Source organism: Photobacterium alginatilyticum (genome assembly GCF_009910675.1).
GTDB classification, from domain to species: Bacteria; Pseudomonadota; Gammaproteobacteria; order Enterobacterales; family Vibrionaceae; genus Photobacterium; species Photobacterium alginatilyticum.
On sequence record NZ_RSEJ01000001.1, the window covers coordinates 373,547 to 400,230 of the forward strand.

Annotated in this window: 22 protein-coding genes and 1 pseudogene; 11 read left to right on the forward strand and 12 right to left on the reverse strand. The window is 44.2% G+C overall.

Going from position 1 to position 26,684, the window contains the following annotated elements; all coding sequences use genetic code 11:
- Window positions 1-3: 3 nt before the first annotated feature.
- Entirely contained in the window at window positions 4-1,446 is a 1,443-nt protein-coding gene (locus tag EIZ48_RS01545; protein ID WP_160648361.1) for a coiled-coil domain-containing protein, read from the reverse strand.
- A 605-nt stretch (window positions 1,447-2,051) separates the two neighbouring features.
- Here EIZ48_RS01545 and EIZ48_RS01550 point away from each other — a divergent pair.
- Both EIZ48_RS01550 and EIZ48_RS01555 read left to right on the forward strand, forming a co-directional pair.
- Complete coding sequence (locus EIZ48_RS01550) at window positions 2,052-2,732, forward strand: FMN-dependent NADH-azoreductase (protein WP_160648362.1); 681 nt, start codon at window positions 2,052-2,054, stop codon at window positions 2,730-2,732.
- A 298-nt stretch (window positions 2,733-3,030) separates the two neighbouring features.
- A complete protein-coding gene (locus EIZ48_RS01555) occupies window positions 3,031-3,291 on the forward strand; it encodes a hypothetical protein (RefSeq protein ID WP_160648363.1) in 261 nt (86 codons plus the stop codon).
- A 51-nt stretch (window positions 3,292-3,342) separates the two neighbouring features.
- On the opposite strand, the gene EIZ48_RS01560 is transcribed toward EIZ48_RS01555, so the two are convergent.
- Complete coding sequence (locus EIZ48_RS01560; protein ID WP_160648364.1) at window positions 3,343-4,992, reverse strand: phosphoethanolamine transferase; 1,650 nt, start codon at window positions 4,990-4,992, stop codon at window positions 3,343-3,345.
- A gap of 651 nt (window positions 4,993-5,643) precedes the next feature.
- On the opposite strand from EIZ48_RS01560, the gene EIZ48_RS01565 reads away from it, so the two are divergent.
- Window positions 5,644-6,747: a protein kinase family protein gene (locus EIZ48_RS01565; RefSeq protein WP_240152827.1), complete on the forward strand. Its 1,104-nt coding sequence runs from the start codon at window positions 5,644-5,646 to the stop codon at window positions 6,745-6,747.
- Window positions 6,748-6,803: 56 nt separating this feature from the next.
- Here the strand turns inward: EIZ48_RS01565 and EIZ48_RS01570 are convergent, their stop codons facing one another.
- Window positions 6,804-8,003 carry a diguanylate cyclase gene (locus tag EIZ48_RS01570; protein WP_160648366.1) on the reverse strand — a complete coding sequence of 400 codons (1,200 nt, stop codon included), beginning with the start codon at window positions 8,001-8,003 and terminating at the stop codon, window positions 6,804-6,806.
- 417 nt (window positions 8,004-8,420) lie between these two features.
- Window positions 8,421-8,930 (reverse strand): porin family protein, encoded by a 510-nt coding sequence (locus EIZ48_RS01575; protein ID WP_160648367.1) that lies wholly within the window; start codon window positions 8,928-8,930, stop codon window positions 8,421-8,423.
- A 221-nt stretch (window positions 8,931-9,151) separates the two neighbouring features.
- Between EIZ48_RS01575 and EIZ48_RS01580 the strand changes: the two genes are divergently transcribed.
- Both EIZ48_RS01580 and EIZ48_RS01585 read left to right on the forward strand, forming a co-directional pair.
- Window positions 9,152-9,457 (forward strand): hypothetical protein, encoded by a 306-nt coding sequence (locus tag EIZ48_RS01580; protein ID WP_160648368.1) that lies wholly within the window; start codon window positions 9,152-9,154, stop codon window positions 9,455-9,457.
- A 187-nt stretch (window positions 9,458-9,644) separates the two neighbouring features.
- Window positions 9,645-10,181 carry a class I SAM-dependent methyltransferase gene (locus EIZ48_RS01585; RefSeq protein WP_160648369.1) on the forward strand — a complete coding sequence of 179 codons (537 nt, stop codon included), beginning with the start codon at window positions 9,645-9,647 and terminating at the stop codon, window positions 10,179-10,181.
- Window positions 10,182-10,194: 13 nt separating this feature from the next.
- On the opposite strand, the gene EIZ48_RS01590 is transcribed toward EIZ48_RS01585, so the two are convergent.
- Window positions 10,195-10,692, reverse strand: a complete 498-nt coding sequence (locus EIZ48_RS01590; RefSeq protein ID WP_160648370.1) for a hypothetical protein — start codon at window positions 10,690-10,692, stop codon at window positions 10,195-10,197.
- A gap of 451 nt (window positions 10,693-11,143) precedes the next feature.
- Here EIZ48_RS01590 and EIZ48_RS01595 point away from each other — a divergent pair, with 451 nt between their 5' ends.
- From EIZ48_RS01595 to EIZ48_RS01605, 3 genes are all read left to right on the forward strand, one after another.
- Window positions 11,144-11,941 (forward strand): transporter substrate-binding domain-containing protein, encoded by a 798-nt coding sequence (locus EIZ48_RS01595; protein WP_160648371.1) that lies wholly within the window; start codon window positions 11,144-11,146, stop codon window positions 11,939-11,941.
- A gap of 85 nt (window positions 11,942-12,026) precedes the next feature.
- Entirely contained in the window at window positions 12,027-12,974 is a 948-nt protein-coding gene (locus EIZ48_RS01600; protein ID WP_160648372.1) for an amino acid ABC transporter permease, read from the forward strand.
- A 19-nt stretch (window positions 12,975-12,993) separates the two neighbouring features.
- A complete protein-coding gene (locus EIZ48_RS01605) occupies window positions 12,994-13,719 on the forward strand; it encodes an amino acid ABC transporter ATP-binding protein (RefSeq protein ID WP_160648373.1) in 726 nt (241 codons plus the stop codon).
- Window positions 13,720-13,988: 269 nt separating this feature from the next.
- Here the strand turns inward: EIZ48_RS01605 and EIZ48_RS01610 are convergent, their stop codons facing one another.
- The 5 genes and pseudogenes from EIZ48_RS01610 to EIZ48_RS01630 all read right to left on the reverse strand — a co-directional run bounded on the left by EIZ48_RS01610 (window position 13,989) and on the right by EIZ48_RS01630 (window position 18,630).
- A complete protein-coding gene (locus EIZ48_RS01610; RefSeq protein ID WP_160648374.1) occupies window positions 13,989-14,246 on the reverse strand; it encodes a YgjV family protein in 258 nt (85 codons plus the stop codon).
- A gap of 291 nt (window positions 14,247-14,537) precedes the next feature.
- Entirely contained in the window at window positions 14,538-15,146 is a 609-nt protein-coding gene (locus EIZ48_RS01615) for a LysE family translocator (protein ID WP_160648375.1), read from the reverse strand.
- A gap of 274 nt (window positions 15,147-15,420) precedes the next feature.
- Complete coding sequence (locus EIZ48_RS30020) at window positions 15,421-15,552, reverse strand: hypothetical protein (protein ID WP_160648376.1); 132 nt, start codon at window positions 15,550-15,552, stop codon at window positions 15,421-15,423.
- 10 nt (window positions 15,553-15,562) lie between these two features.
- Window positions 15,563-16,018, reverse strand: a pseudogene (locus EIZ48_RS01625) (GntR family transcriptional regulator); the annotation flags it as partial.
- Between the two features lie 368 nt (window positions 16,019-16,386).
- Window positions 16,387-18,630 carry an acetyl-CoA hydrolase/transferase C-terminal domain-containing protein gene (locus tag EIZ48_RS01630; RefSeq protein ID WP_160648377.1) on the reverse strand — a complete coding sequence of 748 codons (2,244 nt, stop codon included), beginning with the start codon at window positions 18,628-18,630 and terminating at the stop codon, window positions 16,387-16,389.
- Between the two features lie 387 nt (window positions 18,631-19,017).
- Between EIZ48_RS01630 and EIZ48_RS01635 the strand changes: the two genes are divergently transcribed.
- The 3 genes from EIZ48_RS01635 (at window position 19,018) to EIZ48_RS01645 (ending at window position 24,159) form a co-directional block, all read left to right on the forward strand.
- Window positions 19,018-19,383 (forward strand): phasin-related domain-containing protein, encoded by a 366-nt coding sequence (locus EIZ48_RS01635; RefSeq protein WP_160648378.1) that lies wholly within the window; start codon window positions 19,018-19,020, stop codon window positions 19,381-19,383.
- An 81-nt stretch (window positions 19,384-19,464) separates the two neighbouring features.
- Window positions 19,465-21,135 carry a wax ester/triacylglycerol synthase family O-acyltransferase gene (locus EIZ48_RS01640; RefSeq protein ID WP_160648379.1) on the forward strand — a complete coding sequence of 557 codons (1,671 nt, stop codon included), beginning with the start codon at window positions 19,465-19,467 and terminating at the stop codon, window positions 21,133-21,135.
- A 228-nt stretch (window positions 21,136-21,363) separates the two neighbouring features.
- On the forward strand, window positions 21,364-24,159 hold the full coding sequence (locus EIZ48_RS01645; protein WP_160648380.1) for a hypothetical protein: 2,796 nt from the start codon (window positions 21,364-21,366) through the stop codon (window positions 24,157-24,159).
- 61 nt (window positions 24,160-24,220) lie between these two features.
- Here EIZ48_RS01645 and EIZ48_RS01650 read toward each other — a convergent pair whose 3' ends face one another.
- Both EIZ48_RS01650 and EIZ48_RS01655 read right to left on the reverse strand, forming a co-directional pair.
- The gene (locus tag EIZ48_RS01650; RefSeq protein WP_075761956.1) at window positions 24,221-24,487 is read right to left on the reverse strand and encodes an acyl-CoA-binding protein; all 267 of its coding nucleotides are present in this window, start codon (window positions 24,485-24,487) and stop codon (window positions 24,221-24,223) included.
- A gap of 58 nt (window positions 24,488-24,545) precedes the next feature.
- Window positions 24,546-26,537, reverse strand: a complete 1,992-nt coding sequence (locus EIZ48_RS01655) for an SDR family oxidoreductase (RefSeq protein WP_160648381.1) — start codon at window positions 26,535-26,537, stop codon at window positions 24,546-24,548.
- Between the last annotated feature and the right edge of the window lie 147 nt (window positions 26,538-26,684).

A 26,684-nucleotide genomic window follows, 5' to 3' on the forward strand; every position in this document is an offset into this window, starting at 1 on the left:
GTATTAGGCCGTAGCTTGCGTTAATTCGACGGACTGTTTTTTATCGCGCTTAGTGGCAAGACTATGCAAATGTAAGCCTGACAGTGTTAGGGCGATGCCTGTGATGGAGCCAATAAGCGCGAGAGTGCCAAACCAGAATAAACCGACAAGCGTTAGTGTCTCTTTCTTAACGTCCTTATAATGGTTGACATTATCGATATACGATGCCATTCGATACACCTGATTAGATAGCGCAAGGGTGTTAGTTTCGATTTCGATAACGCGAATATCGTAGCGAAGCTTGTTATTGGCTTGCCTGATTTCATTGATGTATTGTTTTTCGCTGGAAAAGGCAATGTCGATTTCATCAAGTTTGTTGTCTAAGTTCTGAAGTGCGGACTTCTTCTCTTTTAGTAATCGGGCTTCCCTAATAGCAAGGTTCTTGTTGCTGGCGCTTACGGCTTGATTATAGCTACGTGTAAGAGAGCTTATTTCATCTTCTTTTTGCTTGATGATGTCATCTTTGAGCGATAGTAAATCAGAGTAATAACCATCGAGGAACTCGACAGACTCAAAGTCGGCCTTGTTTTGCTTTCCGGTGATAGTCTTGTCGTTTATGTTGCTTAGCTGCTCTTCGACATAGCGTATCTTTTCATCATAATCTCTCCTGACAGAATCAGAAGTAAAGAAGTTCGCGTCGTCCAGCGCTTGCTGTTTCTCGATAGTCAGTGAGCTTATCTGATCGAGTAGGCGGGTACGTTCCTTTTGTACCATATCAACAGAGCCTTGTGATCGCTCAAGACTAGATTTAAATCTTTCTTCTTTCTTAAGAGAGAGTTCTCTTAGCAACTCTGATTTTTCCAACTTCAGCTTAGTGAGCTCACTGCGTGCCGTACTCAAAGACCTTCTGAGATCCGGAACATTCTTAGATAGTCGCGCATTTTGTGCCACTAAGCTAGCATGTTGCTGCCGGTAGTTCTTATCAACCGCCTCTTTGTCAGTAGAGATTTCCTGCGTTTTTACTTCATAGTCTTGTAACGCAATTAGGATGTTTTCGTCGTTGTTCTTGATTTGGTTTTCAATTTTACTGATCTCAATCTCATTCAAATTGATTTGGTTATTAATTGAAGAGAATGCTCTTTCAAAGCCATTTAGAAGGGTTTCGAAGGTGATTAGGCATAAGAAGCAGAGCATGATCAGATACATAATAAACGATTTTCTTGAATGCCACAGCCCGATAACAAATGGAATTTTGGTAAGTTCTACCAGTGAGATCATGACAAACGGTGCTGAGAGGGTAAATGTACCGATTAGGTTATCGCCATTCAATATCAGCGATATTGAGATGCAAAGGCCGATGAACACAACAATAAGTTCAACGAACCAGGCTATTTTTCGAAGAAAACGACTGTGTTTGTGGAGGTTATTTAGATCATTGTCTAGATGTGATTCATTTATAGTAGTCATTGACAAGCAGACTCTCTTGATTAGGTTTATAAGCCACTGGTTTTATATTCTTTGATTAGGTTACGTATTTATATTTACTGCTAATGGGCAGTAAATATAAAACCAGTTTAATTATTGGTTCTTAGTTAGTGGTAAAGGGTTGTTGTTAATGAAATTTTTTACGTTGTACTTTCTGTCTGACAACAGCGCAAGTTTAAAATGTCAAAAACGGGATACTCTTGTAAACATTGATAAAACCAAGCGATTTTTTTATCGTGAACGATATCAATCGAATAGGACTGCGTTTGCATATGTTCTATCGATAGTATTAATAAAATAGAGTTGAAAGGTTTCGGCTCTGCTGGTCTCACTCTGAATCCTGCATCTTGAGCTAGCTTGGGTATATAGCCGTTTTTTTTGTTGCACTCACTATGAAAAGTGATGATGAGTTAGGTTTCATGAACAGTATTGAAATTAAATGTTTGTTTTTATTGGTAATAAATAAGGGTCTTAAACGTTCGAAAAATTCGAATAACTCTAGCTAAAATTTACGCTATCTTGATCACTACGCTGTCCCTATAGTTACTCCATCAGCAACAAGCATCGAATCTAGTAAGGATAGCAATATGTCTAAAGTTCTCGTTCTTAAATCAAGCATTCTTGGTGATTACTCTCAGTCGAACGGTCTAATCGATCACCTGGTTAGCTCTCTTGAAGGCAATGTCTCTGATATTACAGAGCGTGACTTGGCAGCTCAGCCATTGCCTGTACTGGATGGTGAAATCGCTGGTGGCTTGCGTGGAGGGGATGATTTGTCAGAGCGTCAGAAGGAAACATTGGCGCAATCTGATCAATTGATTAATGAGCTGAAAGCCCACGATACGATCGTCATTGCTGCGCCAATGTATAACTTTCATATTCCTACTCAGCTAAAGAACTGGATCGACTTGGTTGCGCGCGCAGGTGTTACTTTTAGTTATACAGAAACCGGGCCGGTTGGTTTAATCACAGGCAAGAAAGCCATTTTGGTTACTACTCGGGGCGGAATGCATAAAGATGGCCCGACAGATGTGATGATCCCATACCTGAAAACGGTACTAGGCTTTATCGGCATTACGGATGTTGAGGTGGTGTATGGCGAGGCGTTGGCCATGGGGCCTGAAATAGCAGAAAAAGCTATTTCAGAAGCAAAAACTGAGCTCGATAGCCTGAGTGTGGTTGACCGTAAGATCGGACAGGAAGATGTTGCACCGCAAAAGCAAATTCCAGTATGGAAAAAGCTTTTGAGCAAGTTAGGAATTAGTTAATAGAACTTCTTTAAGATATTGATAGATACCGTAATTAAACTTAATCTCCGAATTGATGGATGATCATATTGCGGTAACTAAATATACACAATGTGAATTTTTTCAAAAATTCTATACGTTCAACTTCTGTTTAGCTTCAGAGAGTAACCTAAGTCTAAGCCGATTGTTTCTGAAGTATTACAAGCTTAATTTGTTTTACTTAAAGAGACTATTGGTGGTTACTATAATATAAAGATGGGGAAATTAAGATGAAAAGGTAAATATTGCGCTATCGTCTGTATTGATTGCATTTTCTTCAATGTCATTTGCTGATATCAGTATTTCTGACACGCAAAATGGCGCTTGGGTGAAAGTAACAGACAATGGACAGCCGTCTGCAAATGCTGTTGTATCCGTCGAAAATCAACCTCAGGTGAAAGGTACTTATCAGACTGATGATAGTGGCCGTGTATTTATTCCACTTTCTTTAAATAGTTCTAGATCTGTAAAATATAAAGCAGTAACTGAAGATGGTAGTGAATTTAACCGCTTTGCTTTCCATGGTGTTCAGAAGCGTTAATTAAAAGACGACCTTGCTGTTACCAAAGCCGCCTTTTCACGGAAGAGAAGGCTAGTTACGGCACCGGGAAAATATGTCCATTCCCGAATTGTACACTTCCGTTTCTACATCCATAATGCCCAACATCGAGTGAAAGATATTATCTTGTGAGTAGCTGTTCTTTTCGGCAGCATGTTTAAGGCAATCTGTATTAATCTTTTTACTCTTCGAAAAGCTATTTGAAAACCAAACCATCATCGGCACCTGAGTTTGATGCTCTGGCGCAAGGCTATACGGTGTTCCATGTAAGTACAAGCCATTTTCACCTAAGGACTCGCCATGATCAGAGATATAGAAGAGCGCTGTATTATATTTGTCTTCTAGCTGTTTTAGCTTGGCAATGGTTTGGCTTATTACGAAATCTGTATACAAAATAGTATTATCATAAGTATTGATAATCTCCTCCTGGCTACAGTTTTCGATATCACTGCGTGGGCAGTCTGGCGTGAAGAAGCGTTTATCCTCAGGGTAGCGTTGATAATAAGTTGGTCCGTGACTGCCAATCAGGTGCAGGGTCAGCATACGGTTCCCTTTCATAGCAGAGACATCGTTATCAAAGTTCTCTAGTAGTGCCATGTCGTAGCAGGTGTTTCCATTACACAGATGATCCTGTTTGTTACGATCTATTTCTTGCTTTGGAATATGTTTGGCTACATCTTTGTCACCACCATCGTTTTCTTTCCATAGAAGTGAAATACCAGCGCGTTGCATGATATCCAGAAAGTTATCCTGGCTATTGGCGAGTTGTTTATCGTAGTTGTGCTTAGGCAGTGCAGAGTACATGCACGGGACAGAAACAGCAGTAGCGGTACCGCATGAGCTTACGTCCTGGAAAGAGTACAGCCCCAGATCACGGGTATATTGGTTGGTAGGACGATCATAGCCGTTAAGCTCGTAGTTTTGAGCCCGGGCCGTTTCTCCCAGCACAAAAACAAAAAGTGTAGGCTTAGACTGTGCTGTTGCCAAAGCCGCATTGCTTTGCCTGGCATCCAGACCTATTTGTTGGTACTCGACAGGTTCCGCAAAATAGGTATTGTTGATGTATTTTGCAGCGCTATACATATAATGGGTCGGGATGATCATTTTCTTCAGGTAGCTGTTGTTTCGGCCGACTGAACTATAGTCTTTGTAAAAGAAAAAGGCGATGATGGCAATGATAACCAATGAGGCGGCCATTGAAGTCATTTTCATCACGATGAAGTGCACTGCTCCTTTGTCATTCTTAATCTTAACTTTCCATAGAAATAGAGCAGGCAGTACACCCATTACCATTGTCCAGAAAACGGAGTAATTGCTAAGGTATGATGTTGCTTCGCTGGTATCTGTTTCAAAGATGTTTTCTATCATGCCGTAGTCAAAAATCACGCCGTAGTTGTACATAGCGTAGCTGACCATACTGGATACAATAAGCAAGAGGGTAAAGATAGGACGCGATAAGTAAGGCCAACTAAATAAATTGAAGATAAAGTTAAAGGCCGCAAAAAAGAACACCGGAATCGAAATGATGAAGCCAAGCTTTACGCTATCTAACTTGCTTAAGATCGCGTTCAGTTCGGATAATACCGGAAAGTTTATGATGAGTGAAAAGTAGAGTGCCAGCAATACTGGCAAACTGATAAAGGATATTTTCTTATAAGATAAGAAATTTATAAATTTATTCATGGTGTTATCAAATCGTATGGTTTGGATTTATAGTCAAATTACCGTCCTGATAAGAACCGCAAATATAAGCGTGGTAAGAAAAGCCTATTTCAGACCCTGTAGAGAATAACCCGTTGCATGAATAATACGGGTTAATCCTTTTTCTCCTGGTTTCATAATCTCTTCAGTATTGTTAGGCAGCCTTTACCAAATAAGCTTACTTACGAAGTGACTTTAAAGGCTGTATAGTGAATAAAACGTGAAAAATGCCGCTTGGACATCCAGTTAATCTGAATGCAATTAAAGTCGAATTAAGAGAGAAATTAAATATGCGGTATGTAAGTCCCTGTCATGGAGCATGCACAATGTATTTAAATGTATTATTGAACTTTGGCTTTTAGGGGAAATCTAATTAAAATTTTAGTTTGAGCTGAGCTTGTTTAACTTTGCTTTTAGTCTTTTATTAGTAAGACGCTCCATATGATTATGAAAGTGTATGCTCATCATTTCCTTAACTATATTAATGTTATTTACTGAGTTTTCATTATATTTGGCGGTTGTTTTGCCAAGTGGCGGGAAAATTTCCCGTTCTATTACTTCCATCACTGTTTGTACGGCATCACAATTTATATATTCACCGCTTGTTGTAAGCCCGTTTTTATGGAGAAAAAGATGATGGAACAACAACGACAACAAGCACAGCTCGATTTTGTTAGCAGCGGACAAAACATTACTGTCGGTACTTTGGAAGGCCTGCCAATGGCTTTGGAGCAGCTCAAAACGACGACACCTCAGTCCGATTATGTGGTGGAAACTTTTAGTTCGGGTCTGACTGCAGTGGTATATCACCTGAGAATTGGCGACACAGAGTGGACATTAAAACAAAAGAGGGAAGAGAGCTTAGTCAAAAATATTGATGGTCAGACTTCATTTTTAAATGAGGTTCAGCGAAGACGAGATATTACACAGCTAAAGCAAAGTGATCCCGATAGCTTTAAGCACATCGTTGATACTCAATTTGCATCTTATCAAGATGGTATTATTCTTTCGCCGTGGATTGAGGGCGAGCGGTTACACACCTTATCTGGTGATATCTTCCAGCAGATATTCTCAGCTATTGTTAGCCTCGAGCTGAATGGATTGTTTGAATGGGATTTTTGCCCGGGCAATATCTTGCTAGACAGCAAGGGAAGAATAAAACTATTTGATTTCGGCTATATGTATCAGTTTGATCCCCTGCAGCACTTTAATAGCAACGGTAGAGCAACACCGTTATTTCATGGTATCGAGCGGTTCGAAACTCGTTTCTTGTTTGATTATTTTTTGAAGAACCCCTCAAACTTATCAGCAGAAGCGCTTTTTGATTTATACCGGGTCGAGAAACAATGTGCCCTGACGGCCTATCAGTACAAGTTGAAACAACTGTTAGCACTTGAGGCGGATCAGCCTGTGATTGACCACCTTGAAGGATTGACCCTGCGCTGGCAGCGTGCGCTGGATAATAACGAGGCCCTTAATGAGCTTTATCTTGTTGAAAGTTATCGTTCGAGTTTGCTCGACCTACTCGATGATCTTCATGGCAAGTCATGCAGTGTTTATACGCTTAAAAAAGCTGATTGGGTATTAGAGCTCGTTGAGCTTCACTTCGATCAGTTGAGGGCGAGTGATGCATTCTTTTTTGGTGACGAGACACTGGAGAAACACGAATTAGTGGCCAAGTTTACCCGTCTGCGTAAAGATGCCGAAAAGTATCAGTTGGAAGAAGCGGTGAGCTAAAGGGCGTGTATGGTTATGAAGGTGGTGGATCGGTTTTATCGGTCTATCATCGAACCCTAATCTATTACGGCTTGATTCTTACCATTACGTTTAGCTTCATACAGGGCTTTATCTGCGCGTGAGAGCAAATGTGTCATGGTATGGTCGTCATGTGTAAGTGCGGCAATACCCAAGCTGATAGTGAAGCCAAGCTGCGAGTTTGTGGTTGTGATGGCTTGTCTGGCGACATCTTTGCGCAGTCGCTGTGCGATAAGCTCTGCTTGTTCGATGCTGGTGTCAGGGAGCAATAATACAAATTCTTCTCCGCCCCAGCGTCCGATGTGATCGCTTTGGCGAATGTTATTGCGGCAGGTAGCGGCGAACTGTTTCAATACTTCATCCCCAGTATGGTGTCCGTGCTGGTCGTTGATGGATTTGAAGTCATCGATGTCGATTAGAACACAGCATAACGGTAATGAAAGAGCCTGGTGGCTACGAAACTGCTGGTCAAGTATCTCGGTCATTGCACGACGGTTGATAAGTTCAGTAAGACCGTCATAGTTGGCTCGGTGCTCGAGTTGTTCACGGAGCCGGTGTTGTTTGGTGATATCCATTGTTGTGACCTGAACAACGCGTTCGCCATTCCAGGTAACGGGTCGTGATAGCAACCCCAACCATACAGCTGAGCCGTCGAGGCGGTAGCATTTTGCCTCGGTTTTTATCGTACTTTTTCGTCCGGATAACAGGGCTCGGTTATTGCGATGAGCCTGTTCATGAAATGCGGGGTCGTAAAAGGGCAGGATTGAATCGCTGGCGACTAACGCCTGTTCATTGCTAAAGCCCAATGCTTGCGCGTAAGCCTGGTTGCAAAACAGCGGTTTGAAGTTTCGGTGAACAAGAATACCCTGTATCGAACCATCAACAAGCTCACGGTACCGTTGTTCGCTGGCATGTAGTTTTTTCACTGTATCGACATAATTGCTCAGATCAACAACTGTTGTCTGGATTGCTGACTCACCTTGCCAGTCAACAATATGATCGACAGTTAATACAACAAATTCATTACCTTCGCTATCGATATTTCGATAAGTTTTCAAGCCGGGTTTTTCTTCTCCAGACATGATGGCGTTATATGTCTGGATAGCGTTAGTTCGCTGATGAGGTGCAATAAGGTGCAGTAAACTGTCGAGTGCAAGCATTTCCTCGCCAGTGTGGTAGCCGAAGAATTGCGCGTAAATATCATCGGCATATAAGGGGGTGAAGTTTCTGTGGATCACCACGCCATAGTGGGAATCTATCAGAAATCGTTTGTCAAAAGTGGGAATAACGTTTACTCACCTATTGCTTTAGCTAGATGTCAGGCTATTTCTAGCTCAACCCATAGTGTCAGAATCCCACTCATTGAAATAAACTTCAAGAGACAGAGGATGTGAATACCAATTATTTGAGCGTAGTCGTGAAAAATAGTAATTTTCGTCTGTTGTTCTGGATGACAGTGTATGAAAAACAATGTCTTTAATGTGTTGACTTTTTTATGGTCTTTGATGCTGTGGAATTAATTGCTTAGTTATAGGTTTGGTAATAATTGATAGGGCAGGAGTTAATAACAAGCAGTGTTAAGAAATATATTATCGCCATGTATGAAAGAGGATATACATCCTCTTTCAGGCGCTTAGCTAATATAAGAGGCATGATTAGAACTTATAATCTACCGACAAGATAATTTGTTGTGAGTAATCAATGGACGTGTCGTTCTCTTCGTAGTTTTGGTCTATATAGCGATAAGTAAGATCGGTAGACCAGTTATTGTTTATTTCATAGATGGCACCTATCTGGCCGCCCCAGGCAAAATCTGTTGAACTGGTGGTTTGGATTTTACTGTCGGCAAAACCCGCTGATAAACCAGCATAGATGTCAACACGTTTTGATACTGGGTAAAGATAGTCGTACGAAGCGAGAAGCAGGTCTTGTGACGACTTGTCAATATAACTATAGGTACCCATTAGGCGGTGATGATCGTTCAGGATGGCACCACCACGTAACTGGTAAGTACCGTCTTCGCCATTCTGATCAAATCTGCCTTTGATGCTGTCTTCCTGATAACCGACACCTGCACCAACAAACCACTCGGTGCTCGCAGCGTATACCGGCGATGCAGCTACAGTGACCAAAGTTAGGGTTGAGATAATCGATAATATCCTCATCAGTGAAGCTCCTAATTGAGCCGAGGCTTCAATCACATAATTGAAGCCTTGAACCGGCTTCGAATGAACTATAATTATGGCCTCAAAAGGTGCATTTTTCCGCACCTGAACTGCTTGTGAATCTAAGTCACTGTTGGTATTCGAAACAAATGCCCCCCGAATATTACATTCGCAATCTATACTTGAACTGTATTTGTTATTAGAGATCAGAGATAGGATAAATGTACGTTAAACATCGTTCATATACGCTTGCAGGGAGCACACATCATCATGCGCATCTTGCTGTTAATCCGACTGGGATTTTGTCAGTTGAAATTGAGGAGGAACATAAAAAGCTAGAAGCTGAGTTTGACGATTTATGTTTTTCGACACATGGAAAGATAACGGGTCTGGATTGTGTAGAGCATTGTACGCCTTCACATACATTATGGCATATTGACCTTACTCCTAGTGATGCCAGAGACCTGACTCTGTTAATCGATGAAGCCAAGGAAGAATATGAAATTATTATGCGAGACCTTTGTTAATAGCTTACACAGTTGGATTCGAAGAGTTTGATAACTCAATGAGTATTAATCGTTTCATAGAAGCTCATCATACTTAGGTATGATGTTTTTTTATGCCTGACGGTATAAATACTACCGGCAGGCTACCTACTTGATAACAAAATGAATATCATGGAACGGAATAATAATATTGGGAGTGGCTAAATTGATGGCAATGGATAATGAACATCAGGATCATTCAGCATTAGTTGAGAAGTTTGTGCGCGAATTGAAATTGGCTTCCCAGCACGGTGCTGTATTGGACTTAGCTTGTGGCAGTGGTCGTAATGGGTTGTATTTAGCAAGAAAGGGGATTCCAGTCGTGTTTGCAGATCAAGATGAAGAGAAGCTTAGCCTAATCGAGCAGACCATTCAGAAAGAGCAACTTGATGCAACGACATGGCATGTCGATCTCGAGACTGGCCAGCCGCTTGCTGGAAAGAAATTTGGTGCCATTGTTGTGTTTCGCTACCTCTACCGACCATTATTTGCAGCCATAAAGACAAGCATTGTGCCTTCTGGCTTGCTTATTTACGAAACCTTCAATATTGCGCAGAGAGCCTATGGGCGCCCCCATAATCCTGATTTCTTGCTCAATGATAACGAATTAGTCACTGAATTCGGGGCGTGGCAGATCTTGCACCAGTTTGAAGGTGTTGTCGCCCACCCCCAAAGTGCCATCTCGCAAATTGTTGCTCGTCAATAATCAATAAAGGAAGCTAACCATTATCGCGAAACTGTTTGGCTATCCGGCCAAAGTACGCTTCCATATCTTTAATGGACGCCTCGGTGGTCGTTTCGATCTTGTGCCGTGCAGTATTGAAATTATGGACGATGCTATTTCCTGTTGATTCCATGAAGTCTTCTGCATCCATTTTCGCCAGGTGGCTTTGCAGTGCAGCATGATCGAGTTCAGTCTTTGCCTGGCGACTTGTCTTTTGTGCCAACTTATCGACAGAACTGCTGATGTGCTGCCATTTATCATGGGCTTCCATGGCGGCTAAATGGGCTTGCAGCGTGGCTTCATCTGATTTCCCTGCTAGGTGATTGGATGCTTCCCCAAGTTTTTGGTTTACCTCAGAAAGCCGCTCCTTGGCGTGGCTCCATAGCTGTTTGGTTTCACCAGACAGCTCGTCAGTTTTTTCGTCAATTGCTTGGGTTATTTCCCGGATTTTTTCGCGGGAGCTGTTAATTTTTTCACTCAGTTGCTTTTTCATGCTGATTCTTCCGCGGTTAGGTTTCAGTAGGCCGCTTAAGTATAGTCATTCAGGGTTTACATGTGCTTCTAACTTAGGCTCGTAATAAGGAAATATGTTGCGATTCAGGTATCTCGTTCAATTGCTGATCGGTACGTAATGACTATCTGAAAGCCATCTCTCATAAAGCGGTGCAATTAACCAAATGTCAAAAAAATGAAGTTTTTTGTTAAATTTTGGTTTTTGGTTGATTTGGGAGATCAAATATAGAGATGGATGATGTGGTTAGTTGATAGGTCTGAAGTTTTACTTTGTATTGGTGTTATGGCCTGAATATTTATGCTGGTAATTGTGGTTTTTATTTCTTTTTTCCAGTCGACGTTTGAGTCCGAGATATTTTATTTGTTATAACCAAGCTTGTATCAGCTTGATACAAGCCAATTTACCAATAATAAAGGATACAAGGATGTCTATGCGCAAGTTATTCAGTGGTTTTGTCGCAGCTATGGCTTTGATGACAGCTTCAACAACGGTTTCCGCAGGACCGATCCTCGATGATATTGCCAAGTCTGGCGAGCTTCGAGTGTGTTTTGATGCCGGTTACATGCCGTTTGAAATGAAAAGTAAAAATGGTTCCTATATCGGATTTGATATTGATATCGGTAAAATCATGGCACGTCAGATGGGAGTGAAATATGTTCCCGTTAATACGGCTTGGGACGGTATTATCCCAACGCTTCTTACTGGTAAGTGTCACCTGATTAACGCCGGTATGACAATTAATGCCAAGCGTAACATGCGTGTGAATTTTGCAGACCCGTACATTGTCGTTGGACAAAGTATTTTGCTAAATCCTGAGCTGGAAGGGAAAGTGACCAGCTATAGAGATTTAAACGACAGCAAATACACGATTGCAACCAAGCTGGGCACGACGGGTGAGCAAGCGATTAAGCGTATGATCAGCAAGGCTAAGCTGAATGTATTTGAAACACAGGCCGACGCCGTGCTGGAAGTGGCTAACGGTAAAGCAGATGCATTTATCTATGATATGCCGTTCAATGCAATCTACGCATCGCAAAATGCCGGAAAGGTTGTCCACCTTGAAAAGCCTTTTACCTTTGAACCTTTGGGATGGGCGATCGCACAAGGCGACATGGATATGTTGAACTTCCTGAATAACTTCCTGCGTCAGATCAAAGGCGACGGTAGTTACGATCGTATTTATGACAAATGGTTTAAGAACGATAAGTGGCTAAGCCAGGTTCAGTAATGCTCTTCTCGGAGCCGGGTTTGCTTGCCCGGCTACCGTCTTTGGCTTTTCAGACACGTTTCAATGCTCCTAATGGAAGATGTATATGTTTAGGAACTCGAGCCGGTGGCTTTGGCACGGCGTATTTGCGGTCATTCTGGCTGTCTTAGTTTTCGCCGTTTATCAGTCATCGCAAAAAATAAATTACAACTGGCAGTGGGAGCGGATCACACCGTTTCTTGTTGATACCAGCCCACAAGAGATTCGTGCGAGTGGTAGCGGGACGGCTGTTATCAATGCCGATAACAGTATTACGATTAATTTCGATTATGGTGATGAACCGCAGCTGATCACCACTTATGACGAACGTCTGGTAGAAGACGGCGACTTGATTTTTGAAGGGGATCTTATCGCGCGTAGCGAGCAATGGACCATGGGGCCTTTGGTGATTGGCCTCTGGGTGACCATTGAAATATCGGTTATCTCTTTGTTTTTTGCCATTATTCTCGGCTTAATTACCGGGTTGATGCGGATTTCTCACAATCCGGTCACCAAAAACTTTGCCTATCTGTATGTTGAAGTGATCCGCGGCACTCCGCTGCTGGTACAGATATTTATCGTCTATTTTTTCCTCGGCACCATTTTTGATTTAGACCGGTTTGCAGCGGGAATTGTCGCACTGTCTATCTTCACCGGTGCCTATATCGCCGAAATCATTCGCTCAGGTATCCAGTCTATTCCTCCGGGACAAATGGAGGCAGCGCGTTCGCTGGGGATGAGTTATCCCAAGGCCATGGTATATGTCATATTGCCTCAGGCGTTTAAGCGCACGCTACCGCCAATGGCCGGGCAGTTGATCACACTGATTAAAGACTCGTCGCTAGTCTCGGTCATTTCCATTACGGATCTCACCAAAGCTGGTCGAGAAGTGATCAGCGGTAGTTTTGCCACATTCGAAGTATGGTTTGTTGTAGCCGGGTTATACCTGCTGTTAACCACTACCTTATCTTGGGGTGTTCAGCGTATAGAGAAGAGGTTGGCGACCAGTGACTAGGAATTATGATGGCGACGATATGATCGTTGCAACGAATGTAAACAAAATCTATCCGAACAACTGTCATGCGCTGAAGGATGTCAGTGCCACGATTAAACGTGGTGAAGTGGTGGTGATAATAGGGCCGTCTGGATCCGGAAAGTCTACGTTTCTCCGTACGCTGAATCAGCTTGAAGTGGCTTCGTCTGGAGACATATGGGTTGATGGGCTGGATATGTATGCCCAGGCGACCAATATCAATACGCTTCGTGAAAATGTCGGGATGGTGTTTCAGTCTTTTAATCTGTTTCCCCATAAGACAGTAAAAGGCAATGTGATGCTGGCACCGATAAAGGTATCGGGGCGCGATTCTGCCGAGGTTGAAGTTGAGGCCGAGCAGCTTCTGAAACGGGTTGGTCTTGCTGAAAAAATGGATGTGTTTCCGAGTCACTTGTCAGGAGGACAGCAACAGCGGGTTGCGATAGCCAGGGCATTGGCAATGAAGCCGGATGTGATGCTCTTTGACGAGCCGACATCGGCACTCGATCCGGAAATGGTGGGAGAGGTACTGGATGTGATGAAAGACTTGGCCGCCGAAGGGATGACCATGGTCGTCGTTACCCATGAAATGGGGTTTGCACGAGAAGTGGCTGACCGTGTGCTCTTTATGGAAGATGGTGAGCTGCTGGTCGGTGATACCCCTGAGCATATCTTTGATACGCCTAAGCATCCGAGATTGCAGCAGTTTTTATCGAAGATAATTTAACGGGCCAAGTAACAGTCTTGCTGCGCTACACTGTGATGTTGTGCGGTATCATTTGTAGACAGCCTGTGTTCAGAGAAAGTTCGTACTATTGGAACATATTATGTATTCACTCTCTGCATTGGACCTGCAAATGTATAACAATGAAAGGGTAAAACGGCTCGTCCGGGAAATATCCGAAAGTGTGAAGAAAAAACACTTAAAAAAGTCATAACAAAAAAGCCAACAGCATGCTGTTGGCTTTTTTTTTAAATTCGTTATTTAGTTGATTGCTATGCTGATTCGCAAGCGAGGTCGGCTTGTTTGCTTCGCTCTTGCTGCATCTTCGCCAGGAAGTAAACATTAACGCAAGCAATAAAACCATTCGTTACAACTACTGGCATCGCGTCAATCATGAAGCCGTAAGTGGTGAAAAGTACACAGCCAACGAAGTTCAGAACACGTAGCCATACAATGTCTTTCATCATGAGTGAGATTGCTACCATCAAAGAAGATGCATAGCCCAATAGTTCAACTGTGTTAAATTCCATAATAGTTACCCTCTAGTTTTGCCAATCACCTCATCATGAGTCTGTAATCAATCGAAGATTGATTTAAAGGGGGAGATTCCTTGCCCCGAATGGTCTTGTATAAATTATGTTGTAATTATAACAACCATGAATGGGCTGTTGAACCACTAAAATAAGGGAAAGGGATCGAAAGCGATTACGCAATCGTTTAATTTGTAGTTATATTACATTCATTAACACGCATGTAATGCAATATTATGCGGTTGGTTTCTTATTGTTAAATATGCTCGCTATTGCACTGCGGCATCGAAGTCACTTGGCAAGCTCTACAAAGTTATAGACACCAAACAGACAGATCATCAATCCGCCGAGTAGCTGCAGATAAAATGGAAAGGTGAGGGTGTCAAAGTGATCCTTAAAGAATGAGCCAGAAATGGCCAGTATGCACTGAATCACCAAACTACCGGTAAAAATCGCCCCTGCCAACTGAAGTGAAAATAGCAGATCAATGTGATCGGTAACATGGCCGATAAAGGCAGAGAGCGCGATCACTGCGATCGGGTTGGCAAGCGTCAGATAGAAAGCTGCGCGGAAGCCAAGTTTACGGGTTGGTTGGCTGAAATTGGCCAGCAGCCGGGTATTTTGCAGTGCGCCGAACATCATGTAGAAGCCGACAAAGATAAGTACCCAGGAAGATAGCAAAATGATCTGGTAGTGATAACCGGTAAACGAAGTGATGATCCAGGTACCGATGATGAAGCTAATAAGGGCATAACAGTAGTCTGCCAGCGCGGCACCAATAGCGCTTCTTACTGCAACCGTATAACCGTGCTGGATACCGTTATTGAGCACCAGTATGGCGATGGGTCCGATGGAAAGGGATAAGATGAAGCCGAATATGAATGCTTTCATTACTTCCATAAGCTCTCCTTTCAACCTTTGACAACTAGACTTTCAGGTGAGAAAAAATAACTGTTTTATATTAAGCATAGTCAGGGTGGCTAAAAGTGTGCCACATCTAATCGACTGTTTCTAAAGCGCATAATCTTGCAGTACCCAACGAGTGGGGCATCAATTAAAACGGGGGAAGACTGGCGTTACAGAGAGAGAATAATGTTTAGTTATTCGATAACTGTGCATGGTTTGGTGGATTTATATGTATGGTGTTTTTCTTATTTTCTATAAATTCATAAGGTTACAATTTCCCTCCCAGAGCTTTATCGGCTGTCGCCACATCCTCGATCAGTACATAGATAGGCACGCAACCTACGCCGCGGATCCACGGTGTCCGATCCCTATGGAGTAGTACGGTCCGCGTACTATTCATTTTTTGCCTACTATTTCCTGATCACGTCCGAGAAAACAGCATGCAGATCTTTTGTTATGGCTTCTTCGTCGAGGGCTAGCTTTGACTTGATATGCTCAAGGTAGGTTTTCATCAGGCTTATTGCCTTGGCTTTGTCGCCAGCCTCAATTGCATCTAGCAAGTTATTGTGTTCGTCAAACGAGTACTGGCTGCGTGTACCAACTTCATACAGTGAAATAATCAGTGACGTCTGAGAGACAATGCTGCGCTGGAAGGAGAGCAGAGGGGAGTTGTTGGCCATATCACCAAGCTGGATGTGGAACTCTCCCGACAGGCGGTTCCCACGGCCAATATAGCCTTGTTCAAAAGCCTGATGTTCTTCTTCAACCAGCTGCCGAAAAGAGGCAATCTGTTCGCCGGTCGCATGGTCTACGGCCAGCTCTGTTATGGCCAGCTCAAGTACTTCTCGGGCTTTGAGTACCTGTTTGAGCCGCGGCTGTTTTCTATTATTAGTTACATAGAGTATGAGATTGGAAAATTATTACCACCATTATACAAACGTGCGAAGCATTTATCAGAATAGTGAGCAGTGAGGTGGTTTGGGAAAAAGTAAGAAAGAAAGCACAAGGGCTTTCTTTCTTGTTGGTACTAAGGAGCATACATCAGTGTTACTTACTTTCGATGTTGTCGCGCTTAACCTTAAGAGGCTGATCTCCTATGGTAGTTTTGCCCGGACAAACTTTCTTAACCGGACATTTGGGGCAACCCCAAATAGCGGCGTAGGGACACAGTGCTATTTCCTTATTTTTTTTTGCCATGTTTACCTCTATCAGCTTGCTCACATTGACGGGCCGTTTACCGGCCTCTGAGTTCCGCGATAAGCAACCGCTGAGTCAGCTTATCTTGGATACTGGTTGGGTTTTCCAAACCAATTCGTTTTAACAATGGCTGTATGGTTTTATCTGGCTTAGGTGTTGTGATCGCGTTTAATATGCACTTGATTTTACCCTTAGGTGTCGCCGTTTTAGCTTTCAAGGCTTTTAACGCTTTGCCTAGCTGAAGCTCCTCGGCCGTAAAGCTACAGCCAAACGGGAACGGGCCAAATATATTTTGCTGGGTATACTTCTGGTAAATGCCTTGAATGGACTCAGGCGTGTTGTTGCCAAACTCAACTGGGATTGTATAGTCTTTGGCGACTTTACCTGCCGCTTTTGCCTGATCTAGCAATTGCTGCTGGAAACGAGAGTCGGCGATTTTGATCAGCTCAGTGTATACAACGTGATCAGGCTTACCGCGTAAGTCAGCAATACCATATTCAGTGATGACAATATCCCTCAACTGACGTGGAATGGTGGTATGGCCATAGTTAAACATGATATTCGACTTCAACTTGCCATTTCGAACGCTACAGCTCCGAAGCTTCATTATAGAACGAGAGTCAGGTAGCTGGTGGGACTGGGCAACAAAGTTGTACTGACCACCGACACCACTGACAACCTGGCCGTTTTCCAGTGCATCGGAGATTGCCGAACCGTTCAGGGTGACCATCATTGCAGAGTTAATGAAACGCGCATGCTTGCGTTGTGCCTGTTTCAGTTGCTGGCTGCCAATGAAGTGGTCATAGAGATCATTGACATAGTTGACACTGGTCATGCAGAACTTTTTATGGTCTTCATCACTCAGGTTATTGAGTGCTTCATAGAAGTCTTTCGGTCCGATAAAGAATGCACCGTGCATCACGGCTCCGCCGCTGAGTTTGTCGCCTAAGCAGAACTTGGTGATCCACTGCAGCGCTTCGGCATCACCCAGGTTCGCCTGCATGGTTTGATGCTGGGCCTGAAGCTGACCGTTGAAGAACTCGACGGATTCGCGGAATACACCGATGCGTTTCAGGTAGCTCACATCTTTGGCTGTTAATTGCTGATGAATCGCGTCGTGCTCAAGTAAAGTCAGCAGAGTCGAGACGCTAACGTCAGTTGTGATTTTTTTGTTGTTTAGTAAGGTCTGAACGGTGAGATCTTCGAATACTTCACGCTTAAGAATCCCTGCTTTGTAGAGGTTCATAAAACCATCGACCATCAGCTCACTACAACCATAGAGGCCCTCTTCGAAAATACCGCGATCACCGACACTGCGGGTGATCGGGAACTTCTCGGCAATGTTCAGCTCGTCTACGATTTGGTTGTAGACAGCGTTGTTCTGGTGCCGAAGCAGGGTGCTGTAAATCAGTGCACTACTGAGCGAGCCGATCCCAACCTGCAGTGTTCCGCCATCTTTAAGCAGTGTACTGGCGTAGAAGCCAATCATATGGTCTTCTGGTGAGATACTAGCATGGGGAGCGGCGAACAAGGCGTAGTCCTTGTTGTCTGGCTTCAGGTTCTGGTCGAGGACAAAATCAAAAACATTATCAGCTACTTCAGCATGGTTTTGCATGAAAGGCATGTTGGAATTGACTTCCGCTATCATCGCAACAGGTTTACCACTGTCCTGCATTTCTTTGAGAACCGGCGCAAAGTCGAGAGCCAAATCAGAGTTACTGCACAAGCTATAGGTAGTAACGCCGTCTATCGTACGTTTGGCGACCAGCTGACCAACAACATTGACCCCTTTGTCCAGCAAATCGCGGACGGCGTGGGTATAGTTGGTACTGGTATAGTTTTGCTGTTGCGGGCTGTTGAGGAAGCTACCTGCTTTGAAGAAAAATTCACTGATGGTGATGTTGGGTGGAACCTCACCTTTTCTTAAATCCATGATGTAGTCGATATCTGGGACATCTGCGAACTCGCGTTCGACAAAGGGTTCCAGAAAGTTTTTCTCCAGCTTGCTTTTACCAACAGGCTTTTCCAGCGTGATCCCGGTTTCGATACGCAGCGTAATACTTGGATCTGCCTTGGCACGCTGGTAAAGCGCATTGACAAAGGAGACAGGTTTACCTATTGCCAACGGAGCACCAAGGACAATCTCCTTACCGACGACCTCAATGATGTGATCGACGAGCTTTTCGGCATCAGCGAATTCCGGGGCTGCTGGTTTGGCCTGTGAGGCGGCATTGGTGGCAAGAGGTGTAACGTGGGTATCAACTAACTCTAATACTGACATTTTGCATTCCTTGTTCGATATTCTTATTGGAGACAGGCATTTTCTTATTATTATCGAATTGTATTCTTCGTGTTAAAACTAGAGTCGTCACTCTAGTTTTATAATTTGATGATAGTTCTGTCTCAATAAATTGAACTTAGTCACAGTGAGCATATTTAGACTAAAAAAAACACAATTTGGTGGAGGATTCTAATTTTTGAGGTGAACTGTTTTTGTTTTTATAAATCAATGGTATATGAGTAAGTTTTTTAGATTTACAGTAATCTGTGATCTTGCTATCAGTTCATAATTCAGATTAGAAAGAATGATCTAATTCTGATTGTTACGCTTTGGTTTGGTTATAAATTCGCTTGAAATACCCAACGAGATATTAATAGGGAAAGAGTTATGATTAATCCGATGAATATGATGGGGAATATTAAATCTGTGGCCAATATGGGTGAGAAGTCGCTGAAAAATGTCGTATTGGCAGGTTTGGGTGCATACAGTAAAGGTATCGAGCAGGCTGGCATGGCTCAGCATTTGGCCACCAAGCGTTTTAGTGATCTGGTTGAAAAAGGCCTGGAGGTTGAGACGGAAACACTAGAACGTGTCAAGGTGACACAATCTGCTATTTTGAAACGCTCAGAATCACAGTTTAATACCGCCTTAAACAAAACTTGTGGCCTTGATCGCAATCGTCTGTCTGATTTTGAAGATAAAGTTGATCGACTGCAGCTTGCAGTGGAAAAGCTAGCGAAAGAAGTTAAATAGCAACAACCTGCGAGTGTTTTGATTCACCGATTATTGTTTGAGGCAGATTGGCCGCCAAGCAAGCTAGATAAGGAACATCATATGCCAAGTTTGTCTCTTCTTGACTTCAGCTTCATTGCCTTTGAAACGGCAAAGACACCAATGCACGTTACCGGGTTGGTCATTCTCGAGCCGCCGGAAGAACACGCGGCGACATATGCCCAGGACTTATACAGTCACTTTTTGCAGCAGACAGAGACGATTCCTCCGTTCAACTGGAAGTTAAATTGGTCGCTGACAGGTAAACCTCGTTGGGATGTCATGCGCAATGTCAATTTGGAAGACCATTTGCGGATCACCATGCTGCCGTCACCGGGAACGGAACATCAGCTCCAGCAGGTTGTCGGTCGTCTTCACAGCCAGGTATTGGATCGCAGCCGCCCAATGTGGGAACTGTGGGTCATCGGTGGACTTGAAAATAACCGTGTCGCCCTAGTGATGAAGATCCACCACTCAATGGCTGATGGTGTGCGCGCAAGCCGTATCTTTACCGATAGTTGTTCGGCCGATGTTGAGGATTCGTTTGAGAATAAACCGTTTTGGCAATGTGATTTGCGCAAGAGCCGGTCTCAGCGTCGTGAAGAAACGCATCTGACCGACATGGTGATGAAGACGGCAATGGCTGCATCGAAGCAGATATCCCTGATTCCGTCCATGTTTCGATTGGGTAGCAAGCTGGCGCTAAAAGCGGTGAAACTTGCCGATTGTGATTTGAAAGTGCCATTTACCGCACCCAAGACACCGTTCAACCTGAGTCCGAAGCGCAGCCGGGCCGTTAGTCTGGGCAACTTTTCTATTGGCCAGTTAAAGCATATCAGCCGGATCACCGGTGCATCAATGAATGACATCTTGTTTACCGTGAGTGATATCGCGTTGAACCGCTACCTTATTGACCGTGCTATACCGCTAAGAAAGCCGTTGGTTGCGATGATGCCGATCAACCTGCGTGGTAAAGGTAGCGGCGGTGTTGAAGTCAAGGGTAACAAAATGTCGGTTGGACATGTGGAACTGGGCAAGCCCCACCTGAGTGCTTTGGAAAGGCTAGAAGCGATCCAGCACGCGACGCTAGATCTAAAGAAAGAAGCTTTGAATATCTCGCCGGATGCTTATGTAAACTATTCATTGCTGGTCAATGGGGTTTCGCTGTTTAGTGGTAAGTTTGGTCTGAATAACTTTATCCCACCAGCGAGTAACTTGCTTATCTCTAACGTTCCCGGGGCGAAAGAAAAGCTCTATTTCATGGGCGCTAAAGTACAGGAGCAGTACCCGGTGTCGCTTCTGATGCCAGGCCAGACGCTTAACATCACTTTCTTTAGTAATGCCGATATCATGTACTTTTCGCTGGTGGCTTGTAACCAGTCATTGCCTGGTTTCGAGGTGATAGCCGATTACATGGTTGAAGCGTTGGAAGATATTGAGGCGGAAGTGATGAATACTGCGGTATCGGCAGTTGCAGAGCAGCTTGAGTATCGCGAGGATGAAACGCTTGCGGTCGAGACGGCAGTAGAAGCGGCGAACTACTCATTAACACCTGAAGATGAAGAGTTCGAGATCCTTTTTGCCGAGAAGCAGAAAAAAGTCGAAGAGCTTGAAAAGCAACTGGCGAAGCTGACGGAAATGTTGTCAGCTACTGTTGAGGTTGATCCTCAGGCGGCGGCAAAAAATCAGGATAGCCTGGAAGACTCAGAGAGGAAAGCAGCAAGTCTTCACTAGAATCACCCCACTCACGTAAATAAAGGCCATATAACGCTATGTTATATGGCCTTTTTGATGGCCGAGAGAATGATGCGGTTTTGTGGTTGAGTCGAAATTAGCACATGCTCAACAGTGGTGTTTCGTTTCTTGATGAGTGGGCCGAACAAGTTCTTATCGTACGTAATATCATTTAGCTCAATCATTAAAATTATCTATTGAATTATTGTTGTTTCAATAGGTTAGGTTATGAATATAAGTAAGGTTGCGTTGGCGATTTCGGCTGCATTTATTATCTCTGGATGTGGTGGCAGTGACAGTGGTGAAAGTGGAAAAATTACGCCTAAGCCGCCGACTGTGCCGACACAAGTTGAGAATAAATCGCTGTCGGTAACAGTTATAGATGGATATCTGGAAGGTGCCACGGTTTGGTTGGATAAGAAAGAAAACCAGAATTTCATGCCAGATGGAGATGAACTGCAGGCGGTAACCAATAAACAGGGTGTAGTAGTCTTTAATGACATTGACCCTGAATCCTTAGACAAATATGTATTGGTAGCAAAAGCAACAGCGGGAAAGACCATTGATCAAGACAATGGCAAGACTGTTGCCAACTCGTTTTATCTCACGGCACCACTAATCGTTGGTGAAAACGTACAATTGCGCACCTTCAAGCAATCTGCCACCTATTCAAGTGTTGTCACTCCTTTGACAACCCTGGTCGAAATGAAACTGAGGCAGTCAGGCTCCGCTGCCAGTGCAGCTTCTATAACTGAAGCCAGTAAACAGGTTGCCGCAGAGCTTGGCCTTAACGCCGATAATGCCCAAGTTGTACTGTCTGACTTTAAGAAACTCTCATCAGTAGAAGCTGCAAAAGTTGAACAGGCGGCTGTCTCACTGGTAGTTGCCGGGGCAATGCCAACAACGTTAGATGAACTGGCAGCACAGGCGGATATTGTATTGGGGCGCAGCGGTACGGTTACCAGCAGCGTGAAAGATGCTGGTAGCGATGAGATCGTTATTTATGATGCGGATGCTGCCGATAGTGTTAAGGTCGTGAAAAAGGCGGACAGTGATGGCGACGGTGTGATCGATGCACTAGATGCTTTCCCAGACGATGACACCGAGTGGTATGACTCTGATGGTGATAAGGTAGGCAACAATGCAGACACCGACGATGACGGTGATGGGCATGATGATGATAAAGATGCCTTCCCGTTAGAGCCTTCCGAGCACAAGGATGCAGATTCAGATGGCATCGGTAATAATGAAGATCCGAACGATGATAACGACAGCGTTTTAGATAATAAGGATGCCTTCCCGGAAGACCCTTCTGAAGACACAGATACCGATACTGATGGCATTGGGAATAATAAAGATACCGATGATGACGGCGACGGGGTGGATGATACCGATGACCGTTTCCCTCTGAATGGAAATGAGTCGGCAGATACTGATAATGATGGTATCGGCAATAACAGTGACGACGATGATGATGGCGATGGCTACATAGATAGCCAGGATAATGAGCCGCTGAACAAACTTGTTATTCCTGAAACGTTCAATGCCTGCCTTGAAACTCTGCCTGATTACCCAGAAGGCACAGCAGCACGCCCGGATGGCTCAAATAGTCTGTTATACACTATTTCAAAGTTGAACAACGGCCAGACAGAGCGTAGTCAGTCAACACAAACAGAGCGTTATGTCGGTCAGCGCGTCGGATTGCCAGATGGTAACCTAGCGGAAAGAACTATTGATGTAACCCAGATTGTCACTCAAACACCGGGGGCACAAGCAGGGGTTTGGAATCCCGGCTTTGAACTATCTTACGTCGATGCTGATAACCAACAATATCTTGGCTATGAAGATGTATTCCGCCGCTGGTGGGGAATTAATCTTGCGACCAATGCGCCTAATGACATGACGTTGAAGGAGAAGACAACGAGTTGGGTGGACCGCATTGACCATCGTTCTCCAGAAGCCGCAATAAGGCATGAGAAAATTTCTTCTGTCTATGTCGGAAAAGAAATCATTGATACTTTATTTGGACTTCGCGAAGCCTGTGTAGTACAGCATGATTCCGAGTTTAAGTGGAATGATGCAGGCAAATATTCAGTTGAAAGCGCTAAGCGTTATCTGGATAAGGACCGGATAGTGGTTAGAGAGGAGAAAGATAACCTTGAATATAATCTTAATAGCGAGGGGGAGCCAGAGAGTGAACCAAGCTGGGGATATACTGATTCTGTAAAAGTGCTGAATGGCATGATTCATAACGGAGTGTTGTATGGTCAGGATCCTGTAACTAGCCATGTTCCTGAAGATCAGCCTGTTACGATGGCACAGTGCTTAGCAGATCTCCCTGATGCTGATTATGAACGGAAGAAAAATGACAGCCTACTGTTCAATATGTACCGCTCTGGCAGCAAAGTAGATGCAAACAGTAAAGAGGTTGAGACAACAGAGCAATATGGAACGTACGAATTCGTCTCGTTGGTAGATTCAGGGATATCTTGGCAAGGGTATGAAGGTTTAGTTGAAAGTTTGCTAAAAGGTACATTCACAAGTGGTTATGCGTTCATTGAACGGTATTTCGAGCATGCTAATGGAATGATGGCGGGCTTTGAAGGTCGCGAAAATGGCATTGATAATATCGCCTGGGGTCATAAAAATACCTTGAGTCAGCAGCGCTCAGTTGAGGGTTCTTATTTCATACCAGAAGTTCATTATCATGAAGCAAGTTTGCTAAACCCGACAGAACAAAAAGCCAGCTTTAAGCAGGTGCAACATGTTGTTTTTGCAGGTGTAGAACAAGTTGTTGACTTCGCGTTAGATAGAACTGTTCCAGCATGTAAATACTATTCTCGCTTGGAAACCACCTTCTATCAGGCTGATGGTTCGCCACTGTTGGATGAAGCTAACAATCCGGTCAAGGATTTTATCGATGAGACGGTATGGCGGGATAACAAAGGGATAATCAATCGTGATCGTAAGACTCAAAAATGGGATTATGAGCATTGGTATCGCAGGCCTGCAGTGAAGCAGTAATAATTACGTTTATGAAAAAAGGCCGCAAAAGCGGCCTTTATACTGTCATTATTCGAAGGAATTATGCGTAAGCTGCAGTCAGCTCAGTGACCTTATCAACATACTGCTGCATTGCAGTTTCAGCATCCATGCCTTTCAGGCCTTCCCATGCCTCGTACTTGGCAGCGCCTTTGAAATCAAACATACCAGGACGTTTACCGTGTACATCACCATCCGTTGCCTGCTTGTACAGAGAATACAGTGCGAGCAACTCTTCATTTGATGGGCGTTTGGTCAGTTTTTTAACGTCTAGTTGTGCTTGTTCAAAGTTTTCTTTTAGATCAGCCATGATTTTGTCCTTAAATAGTTGTTACCTAGCCACACCCTTGAGACGAGTGTTTGGTTGATTAAAGATGAATGCCTTTCAGCAGGGCAGAGAATGCAATGAGCTCTGCCGAAGAGGCTTTTTCGCTTCTTTGTTCTTTCCCTTGATCACTTTCTTTGGAATCAGGGAACATTCGGAAACTGCTGTTCATGATGATTTCAGCCAGTTTCGGGAATAGTGCGTGAAGCAACGAACCAAAAATACCGAGGTTTGTTGCAATACGTTTTGGCTTGTCGATAATCGCAGTAGCCAATAAATCGGCCGCTTCATCTGGTGTCAGTGTCGGTACCGACTTATAGATTTTGGTCGGTGCAATCATTGGTGTTGCAACCAGCGGCATGTTGATGGTGGTGAAGTTCACATTCAGATCTGAGTATTCAGACGCCGCACAGCGGGTGAATGCGTCCAGCGCAGCCTTTGAAGCTACATAGGCAGAAAAGCGCGGCGCATTGGTCAATACCCCGATAGACGAGATATTGATTACATGACCGCCGCCCTGGGCTTCCATGCTTGGTAGCAGGCCGAGAGTCAGCTTCAGTGAACCGAAGTAGTTCAGCTGCATGGTCCGCTCGAAATCGTGGAAGCGATCGATTGAGTTAGCAATCGAGCGACGAATAGAGCGTCCGGCGTTATTGATGAGGATATCGACGCGGCCATGTGCTTCGAGTACATCCGCTACCAACTGCTCAACCTGATCGATAGCAGAAAGATCGCACTGGAAGGTGTGCGCAATGCCACCGCGTTTTTCGACTTCAAGTTTGGTGTTAGCCAGCTTTTCTTCATCACGGGCCACCAAAATCATTTCAGCACCATTTTCAGCCAGTTTGAATGCTGTCGCCTGTCCGATCCCTGAGCTGGCACCGGTGATCATAATGATCTTGTTACTGACGCGTGCACTTAGGCTGCGATCTCCCGAGATCTCAGGGTCAAGATGACGTTCCCAGTAGTCCCAGATAGCTGGTGCATACGTTGGCAGGCGAGGGCACTCGATACCAGAGCCTTTTAGCGCCTTCTGCGTTTCACGGCAGTCGAACTCAGTAGGATACGTGAAGAATTTCAGTACATCCGAAGGGATCCCTAAATCTCTCAGCGTCACATCTGTGATTTGCTTGATGGTCGGCAGAGACAAAATGGCGCTCTTGACCTGGTTCGGCACCAGACCGAATAATCTGGCATCAAGTCGAAGCGCCATACGGGGAGCGTGACCTGCCTCGGCAAAAATATTCATGATTTCGCCGGAGCGATAAGGCTTCGGATCGGTAAGATGGAAACACTGGCCGTCGAGTCCATCCTTATGCGCAATATGGTCTAGTGCGTTGACGACGTAGTCGACCGGCACGATGTTCAGGCTTCCGCCTTCAAGGCCAATTGTCGGTACCCATGCTGGCAGCACGGCTCGAATTCGTTGGATCATTTTAAATAGGTAGTACGGGCCGTCTACACGATCTGCAACACCTGTTTTGGAATCACCGATCACCATGCCTGGGCGGTAGATCCTAAACGGTATCTTGCACTGTTCACGGACTGTCTTTTCAGCCAGATGCTTAGTTGAAAAGTAAGGATGTTCGAGGTGTTCGGCTTCCTCAAACATATCTTCCCGGAAGTGCCCTTCGTATAACCCGGCAGCCGCGATTGAACTAATGTGATGGAAACAGCCCGCATCCAATGCTTCGGCGGCTTCTACAGCATTTTGAGTTCCTTCAATGTTCACGGCCTCTTGAGCCTCGGCAGTCGCATTCAGGTCATAAATTGCAGCAAGATGAAAGAAATGGTGAACCTTCCCTTTTAATGCCGCAACTGTACTCTTGGTTAATCCTAATTGAGGCAGTGTCAGATCACCCATGATTGGCACAATACGCTCTGCCGGAACATCCCATTCCGATATACAGGTTGTCAGTTTTTCCTGGGCCTTTTCATTCCTGCAAAGGATATAGATAGTTCCTTCGCGTTTGAGCAGTTTGGTGATGAGATTACGGCCTAAAAAACCCGTTCCACCTGTTAGAAAATATGCCATTCGCTCTCCTTAATTGATGGGCAATATTCTTTATTCCTTTAAGAAATATAACTTACACTGGTCTGAGTTGTTGTCTTTAGTTAATGGCTAATTTTATTAAACAGATCACCTTTTTATTTTGTAAATCGGCAAGTATTTCAATTTCAT

Coding starts and splice junctions, on each gene's coding strand:
- EIZ48_RS01585 (WP_160648369.1), top strand. CDS start 9,645: ATGGCAATGGATAATGAACATCAGGATCATTCAGCATTAGTTGAGAAG.
- EIZ48_RS01560 (WP_160648364.1), bottom strand. CDS start 4,992: ATGAATAAATTTATAAATTTCTTATCTTATAAGAAAATATCCTTTATC.
- EIZ48_RS01595 (WP_160648371.1), top strand. CDS start 11,144: ATGCGCAAGTTATTCAGTGGTTTTGTCGCAGCTATGGCTTTGATGACA.
- EIZ48_RS01555 (WP_160648363.1), top strand. CDS start 3,031: ATGTCATTTGCTGATATCAGTATTTCTGACACGCAAAATGGCGCTTGG.
- EIZ48_RS01615 (WP_160648375.1), bottom strand. CDS start 15,146: ATGGAAGTAATGAAAGCATTCATATTCGGCTTCATCTTATCCCTTTCC.
- EIZ48_RS01635 (WP_160648378.1), top strand. CDS start 19,018: ATGATTAATCCGATGAATATGATGGGGAATATTAAATCTGTGGCCAAT.
- EIZ48_RS30020 (WP_160648376.1), bottom strand. CDS start 15,552: ATGAATAGTACGCGGACCGTACTACTCCATAGGGATCGGACACCGTGG.
- EIZ48_RS01550 (WP_160648362.1), top strand. CDS start 2,052: ATGTCTAAAGTTCTCGTTCTTAAATCAAGCATTCTTGGTGATTACTCT.
- EIZ48_RS01630 (WP_160648377.1), bottom strand. CDS start 18,630: ATGTCAGTATTAGAGTTAGTTGATACCCACGTTACACCTCTTGCCACC.
- EIZ48_RS01640 (WP_160648379.1), top strand. CDS start 19,465: ATGCCAAGTTTGTCTCTTCTTGACTTCAGCTTCATTGCCTTTGAAACG.
- EIZ48_RS01580 (WP_160648368.1), top strand. CDS start 9,152: ATGTACGTTAAACATCGTTCATATACGCTTGCAGGGAGCACACATCAT.
- EIZ48_RS01650 (WP_075761956.1), bottom strand. CDS start 24,487: ATGGCTGATCTAAAAGAAAACTTTGAACAAGCACAACTAGACGTTAAA.
- EIZ48_RS01565 (WP_240152827.1), top strand. CDS start 5,644: ATGATGGAACAACAACGACAACAAGCACAGCTCGATTTTGTTAGCAGC.
- EIZ48_RS01655 (WP_160648381.1), bottom strand. CDS start 26,537: ATGGCATATTTTCTAACAGGTGGAACGGGTTTTTTAGGCCGTAATCTC.
- EIZ48_RS01590 (WP_160648370.1), bottom strand. CDS start 10,692: ATGAAAAAGCAACTGAGTGAAAAAATTAACAGCTCCCGCGAAAAAATC.
- EIZ48_RS01545 (WP_160648361.1), bottom strand. CDS start 1,446: ATGACTACTATAAATGAATCACATCTAGACAATGATCTAAATAACCTC.
- EIZ48_RS01600 (WP_160648372.1), top strand. CDS start 12,027: ATGTTTAGGAACTCGAGCCGGTGGCTTTGGCACGGCGTATTTGCGGTC.
- EIZ48_RS01610 (WP_160648374.1), bottom strand. CDS start 14,246: ATGGAATTTAACACAGTTGAACTATTGGGCTATGCATCTTCTTTGATG.
- EIZ48_RS01605 (WP_160648373.1), top strand. CDS start 12,994: ATGATCGTTGCAACGAATGTAAACAAAATCTATCCGAACAACTGTCAT.
- EIZ48_RS01575 (WP_160648367.1), bottom strand. CDS start 8,930: ATGAGGATATTATCGATTATCTCAACCCTAACTTTGGTCACTGTAGCT.
- EIZ48_RS01645 (WP_160648380.1), top strand. CDS start 21,364: ATGAATATAAGTAAGGTTGCGTTGGCGATTTCGGCTGCATTTATTATC.